The organism is Isoptericola luteus, from assembly GCF_020297055.1.
In the GTDB taxonomy this organism is placed as follows: domain Bacteria; phylum Actinomycetota; class Actinomycetes; order Actinomycetales; family Cellulomonadaceae; genus Isoptericola; species Isoptericola luteus.
Map to the genome: position 1 here is coordinate 182,755 of NZ_JAIXCQ010000001.1, position 6,192 is coordinate 188,946.

Annotated in this window: 5 protein-coding genes; 2 read left to right on the forward strand and 3 right to left on the reverse strand. The window is 73.6% G+C overall.

Going from position 1 to position 6,192, the window contains the following annotated elements; translation table 11 throughout:
- Positions 1-26: 26 nt before the first annotated feature.
- Positions 27-1,400 carry a M20 family metallopeptidase gene (locus LEP48_RS00870; RefSeq protein WP_225563627.1) on the reverse strand — a complete coding sequence of 458 codons (1,374 nt, stop codon included), beginning with the start codon at positions 1,398-1,400 and terminating at the stop codon, positions 27-29.
- Positions 1,401-1,435: 35 nt separating this feature from the next.
- Positions 1,436-3,064, reverse strand: coding sequence for a glycoside hydrolase family 10-like protein (locus tag LEP48_RS00875; RefSeq protein ID WP_225563628.1), 1,629 nt, complete (start codon positions 3,062-3,064; stop codon positions 1,436-1,438).
- 214 nt (positions 3,065-3,278) lie between these two features.
- Here LEP48_RS00875 and LEP48_RS00880 point away from each other — a divergent pair, with 214 nt between their 5' ends.
- A complete protein-coding gene (locus tag LEP48_RS00880) occupies positions 3,279-4,289 on the forward strand; it encodes a peptidoglycan DD-metalloendopeptidase family protein (protein WP_225563629.1) in 1,011 nt (336 codons plus the stop codon).
- Between the two features lie 13 nt (positions 4,290-4,302).
- On the opposite strand, the gene LEP48_RS00885 is transcribed toward LEP48_RS00880, so the two are convergent.
- Positions 4,303-5,115: an SDR family oxidoreductase gene (locus tag LEP48_RS00885; RefSeq protein WP_225563630.1), complete on the reverse strand. Its 813-nt coding sequence runs from the start codon at positions 5,113-5,115 to the stop codon at positions 4,303-4,305.
- 113 nt (positions 5,116-5,228) lie between these two features.
- Between LEP48_RS00885 and LEP48_RS00890 the strand changes: the two genes are divergently transcribed.
- Positions 5,229-6,192: helix-turn-helix transcriptional regulator (locus LEP48_RS00890; RefSeq protein WP_479691259.1), on the forward strand; the 964-nt coding region annotated here is incomplete at its 3' end.

A 6,192-nucleotide genomic window follows, 5' to 3' on the forward strand; every position in this document is an offset into this window, starting at 1 on the left:
ACCGGCCGGACGGCGGCGGGCGGGGATCAGTCGAAGTAGCGTGGCACGTCCAGCGGCCCGCCCTGGGCGGTGAACTCGTCGTGCACGGCGGCGCGCAGGGCGTCGTCGCTCAGGTACTCGAGCGCCACGAGCGCGAGGCCGACGGCGCTGTCGACGGCGGCCGGGACGGCGCCGGGCCCGCCGGCGGCGGCGGCGAACTCCGCGGTGTGCAGCGCGACGTCGGGGCTCGAGACCTGGACGAGCGGGTGGATTCCCGGCACGCGGAACGACACGTTGCCGAAGTCGGTGGAGGCGGCGATGGTCTCGGAGACCACCCCGGGCGCGAGCGGGTCCCGGCCGCGTCGCCGCTGCGCAGCCACCCAGCGCCGCGTGAGCGCGGAGTTGGTGCGCACCGGCAGGCTCGGCAGGGCGCCGTCGTCCCACGCGATCGTCACCTCGGTGCCGGTCATGAGCGCCGCGCCGCGGGCGATGTCGTCCAGCCGGGCCGACAGGTCGCGCAGGGTGTCGGGGTATTTCGAGCGCGCGTACAGGTGCATGACGGCACGCTCCGTGATGACGCTGGGCCGGGTGCCGCCCTCGACGATCGTGGCGTGGACGCGGTCGACGGGCGGCATCTGCTGCCGGAGCAGGCCGATGCCCTGGTAGGCGAGGTTCGCCGCGTCCAGCGCGTTGCGTCCCATGAACGGCACGGACGACGCGTGCGCGGCCCGGCCGGTGAACGTCCAGGTGAGCAGGCGCCGGCCCAGCCACACCTGGTCCGCGACGTCCTGCCCGTACGGGTGCACCATGATCGCCGCGTCGACGTCGTCGAGCGCCCCGGCGCGCGCCAGCAGCTCCTTGCCCGTGCGCCCCTCCTCGGCCGGCGTGCCGAGCAGCACGACCCGGCCGGCGGGCGCGTCGTCGGCGGCCATCACCCGGGCCAGCACGAGGAACGCTCCGACCCCCGCCGCGGCGATGACGTTGTGCCCGCAGGCGTGCCCGATGACGGGCAGGGCGTCGTACTCGGCGCAGACGGCGATCGTCGGGCCGTCGTCGCCGGTGCCCGGGCCCGCACCCCGGGCGGCGCCCGCGCCGCGGAGCTCGGCGCGGAACGCCGTCGGGAGGCCGTGCACGCCGAGCTCCGCGTCGATCCCGTGCCGCGCCAGCACCTCGAGGAGCACCGCGGCGCTGCGGTGCTCCTCGAACGCCGGTTCCGGGTCGGCGTGCAGCCGCTCGACGATCTCCCGCAGGTCGGGCTCGAGCGCCTCGGCGGCGCGCTCGACGACGTCCGCCACGCCGTCGGCCAGGAGCGACGGCACGTCACCGGGCAGCGTCGTCGACCGGCGCCGGTGCTCGGCCTCCGCGGCGAGGTGGTCGAGGTAGGCGGTGCTCAGCCGGTCGGGAGGGGGCGACGGGGTCATGCAGGCATCGTAGGGACGCCTCCCGGGCGGCGGGGCTACAGGGTCCGGGCCCGGCTGGGGCCGGACTCGTTCCACACCCGGTCGAGCGCGGTGACCACGTAGGTGTAGCGCTCGCCGGGTACGGCGGTGGTGTCGGTGAACTCCTGCAGCCCGCGCCCGGACGACCGGACGGTCGCGACGAGGTGGGTGGCGTCGTCCACGTCGACGCGCCGGCGGCGGCCGCTCGCGCGGTAGATCGCGAACGACGTCGCCCGGCGGCGGTGCGGGGCGGCGTCCACCCAGCGCACCTCGACGCCGTCGTCGGCGCGGTGCAGGGGGGTGAGCACCGGCTCGCGGACGTCGGTGGCGGGCAGGTGCGGCATGGCCGGGATCAGCGCGGGGTGCGCGTAGTGGTCGGCCAGGACCCGCGTCATGGCGCCGTTCACGTCCATCGGGACGTGCTTGGCCGAGTACCAGACGTTGCCGTGCACGGGCGTGCCCTGGGCGGTGACCTCCGCGCAGTAGGTGAGGTGGTTCGACATCTCGGCGGGGTCCGTGAACACCCCGGACGTGACCTTGTAGAGCGCCTCGCCGATGTAGAGGTGGGTGCCGGACCGTGCCGCGACGTCGGCCCACCACGGGACGAGCTTGAGGTAGTCCGCCACGGCCAGGCCGAACTGCCAGTAGATCTGCGGGTTGATGTAGTCGAGCCAGCCCTCGAGCACCCACCTGCGGGTGTCGGCGAACTGGTTGTCGTACGACTGCGAACCTCCGGTGTCGGAGCCGCGCGGGTCGGTGGACGCGTTGCGCCAGATGCCGAACGGGCTGATGCCGAACTTGACCCACGGCTTGAGGTCCTTGATGCGCAGGGAGATCTGCCGCACGAACTCGTCGACGTTGTTCCGGCGCCATGCGTCGATGTCGTCGAACCCGGCGCCGTGCTCGGCGTAGGTGGCGGCGTCGGGCAGTTCCTGCCCCGCGACGGGGTACGGGTAGAAGTAGTCGTCGAAGTGCACGCCGTCGAGGTCGTAGTGCTCGACGCTGTGCAGGATCGCGGCGTAGATGTGCTCGCGGGCCTCGGGCAGGCCCGGGTCGAAGTACAGCTTGCCGCCGTAGGCCCACACCCAGTCGGGGTGGCGGCGGGCGGGGTGGTCGGGCACCAGCCGGGTCGGGTCGGTCTGCATCGAGACCCGGTACGGGTTGTACCAGGCGTGCAGCTCGAGGTTGCGGGCGTGGGTCTCGGCGACCATGAAGGCCAGTGGGTCGAAGCCGGGGTCGCCGCCCTGGGTGCCGGTGAGGTACTGCGACCAGGGCTCGTACGGGCTCGGCCAGAACGCGTCCGCGGTGGGTCGCACCTGGACGAACACGGCGTTGAGCCGGAACTCGGTGGCGACGTCGAGCCAGTGCAGGTACTCGGCCTTGAGCTCGTCGGCGCGCAGCCCCGTGCGCGACGGCCAGTCGATGTTGACGACCGACGCGATCCACATCGCGCGCAGCTCGCGCTTGCGGCTCGTGGTTCCGGACGACGCGGCGGAGCGGGTCAGGGGTGTGGCGTCGGCCGGTGTCATCGAGCCGATGGTCACCGACAGCGCGGAGCCGGCGACGCCGGCCGTCGCGAGGGTGATGAAGCCGCGTCGGTCGATCGCGGGGCGGGCAGCGGGAGAGGGAGCGGACGGGTGCGCCATTGCAGGTCCTCCGGGTTCGGGCGGCGACGGGGGGAAGCGACCCTCGTCGGCAAAAGAGTTTCACATTCTGTCCCCAGAGGGAAGGTTTGCGCCCCGGGTGAGGGTCGCCTGCGCGTGCGTGCCCCAGCGCCCGCGCATACCGTGCCCGTGGGCGCGAAGCGGGACGGGCGGGCGAGGGGACCGGTCGACCGTGGCGCGCGAGGGGAGCGGCAACGTGGCCGATCGACGCAGGTTCAGGGCAGGGTTCGTCACCACGGGGATCGGCGCGGTGGTCGCGCTGGCGCTCGCGACAGCGGGGGCGCCGGCAGCCGCGGCGCTCACGACGCCGGGCGCCGCGAGCGCGAGCGTCCACGGGGCGAGGCTGCCCCTGCCGGAGGACAGGTACGGGCTGTCGTCCTACTTCGGTCCGCGCTGCATGCCCATCAAGGCGGCCTCGACGTACCACCTGGGCCAGGACATGAGCGCCAAGAAGGGGACGAAGATCAGGGCCGTCGCCCCGGGGACAGTGATCAAGGCGGGGGCGACCCCGGGCTTCGGCCAGGTCGTCGTCATCAAGCACAAGGTGAGCGGCAAGAGCGTCTACTCCGTGTACGGCCACGTCATCGACGGCAACAAGTACGTCAAGAAGGGCAAGAAGGTCAAGCGTGGGCAGCGCATCGCCGACGTGGGCTCGTCCGGCACCTCCACCGCGCCGCACCTGCACCTGGAGATCTGGAAGGGCGCGTACAAGGGCTCCGGCGACGCGACCGACCCGATCCCGTGGATGAAGAAGTACGGCGCGTCGCTCACCGCCGGCGCGGCCTGGGCGAACAAGCGCACGGTCCCCAGGTCGTGCACCTACTACACGACGACGCGGGTCAACCTGCGCTCCGGACCGGGCACCGGGTACCGGATCCTCAAGACCGTCAACATCAACCGGAAGATGTCCGCCAAGCCGGGCGCCGGCTCCGGGGTATGGCGCAAGGTCCGGTACGGCGGCACCACCGGGTGGATGCACGCGAGCTACGTCTCGCCGAGCCTCACGTCCCTCGGGACGCGCTATGTGGACGCGAGCTCGCTGCGGCTGCGCTCGAAGCCCAGCACGAGCAGCTCCGTCAAGGCCACCCTGAAAAGAGGGAAGGCGGTGCGCATGATCTACAAGCCCGCCAACGGCTGGGTCAAGGTCACCGTCGGGGGCCAGCAGGGCTACGTCGCGACCAAGTACCTCAGGAAGAAGAGGCCCTGAGCGGGCCGCCCCCTCAGACCCGCACGGCGCGCGGGTCTGAGGGGTGCGGGTCTGAGGGGTGTGGGGTCGAGGGGCGCGGGTGTGCGGCGTTGAGCCGCGCGACGGTGGTGTCGTAGGCGCCCGACACCTCGGCGAACCGGAGCGGCTTGACGCGCTCGACGAGGATCTCGTGCGCGTCGGGCTGCGCTGCCAGGAGCGAGACCACCTCGTCCGCGTACTCGTCGAGCGGCATCGCGACGGGGCTCTCCTCCTGCCCGACGACGATGTTCGTGCGCACCGCCGGCGGCACGATCTCCACCACCCGCACGCCCGCCGGCTCCAGCTGGAGGCGAATGCCATCGCTCAGACGGTGGATCGCGGCCTTGGTCGCGTTGTAGGTGGGGGTCAGCGCCAGCGGGACGTGCGCCAGCCCGGACGAGACGGTGACGAGCGTCGCGCCCGGCCGGGTGCGCAGGTGCGGCAGGAACGCCGCCGCGAGCCGGATCGGGCCCAGCAGGTTGGTCTCGACGACCCGCTCGGCCGTGGCAAGGAAGTCGGGCGACGTCCAGTCCTCGAGCTGCATGACGCCCGCCATCGCGACGACGGCGTCCAGGTCCGGATGGCGGCGGAGCACCTCGTCGCGTGCGGCGTCGATGCTGCCGGGGTCGGTCGTGTCGATGCGGACGGTGTCGATGCCGGGGTGCGCGAGGGCGATCTCGTCGAGGAGCGCCGTGCGGCGCCCGCCGACCACCACGGTGCTGCCCTGGGCCTGGAGGCGTACGGCGAGCGCGAGGCCGATGCCGCTCGTCGCGCCGGGGATGAAGACGGTGCTCTGCGTGATGTCCATGGCCCCACCCTGCGTCGCGGCGACCGGCCGCGGGAGAGGAGCCGACATCGGGGGACCGGCGGTCCCTGGCTCGCCGCTGGCCCTCGGCACGACGACGCCGCACGATGGGTCGTATGGACCGTGCCACCGACCGTCGAGCCCTCGCCGAGTTCCTGCGCCGGCGCCGCGAGGCCGTGCAGCCCGGGGACGTCGGCCTCCCGGCGGGCGCGCGACGGCGCACCGCCGGCCTGCGCCGCGAGGAGGTCGCGGCGCTCGCGGCCATGTCGGCCGACTACTACACCCGCCTCGAGCAGCAGCGCGGCCCGCAGCCGAGCGAGCAGATGCTGGCCTCGCTCGCGAGGGCGCTGCGGCTGACGGACGACGAGCGGGACTACCTCTTCCGCGTGGCCGGGCGGGGGACGCCCGACCGGGTGACGGCCTCGCCGCACGTGGCTCCCGCCCTGCTCCGCGTGCTCGACCGGCTCTCCGACACCCCCGCGCTGGTGATGTCGGTGCTCGGCGAGACCCTCGTGGCGAACGACCTCGCCGTCGCCCTGTTCGGCGACCAGTCGGGGCTGGCCGGCTGGGACCGCAACAAGGTCTATCGCTGGTTCACGGTCCCGGCCGAGCGGGAGATCTACCCGCCCGAGGACCGTGAGCGCCAGGGCCGGGCCCTGGTGTCCACGCTGCGGATGGCCCACGGCATGCTGGGCCCACGGTCGCGCGCGGGCGAGCTGGTCGGTGTGCTGCGGCAGCGCAGCGCCGAGTTCGCCGCGATCTGGGACCGGCACGAGGTGTCGCAGCGCTTCACGGACCACAAGACGCTGCTGCACCCGCAGGTCGGCCCGATCGAGCTGGACTGCCAGGTGCTGTTCACCGAGGACCAGACCCAGGTGCTGCTGGTGCTCACCGCCGCGCCCCGGTCCGAGGCGGAGGAGAAGCTGGCGCTGCTCGCCGTCGTCGGGCGGCAGTCGCTCGCGGACGAGCGGCGCCCCGCCCGACCGGTGCCGAACAGGAGGTGGGGGGGGGGGGGGGGGGGGGGGGGGGGGGCACGCGCCCCGCCCCGCCCCGGGCGGGGCCCCGCGGGGGGGGGGGGGG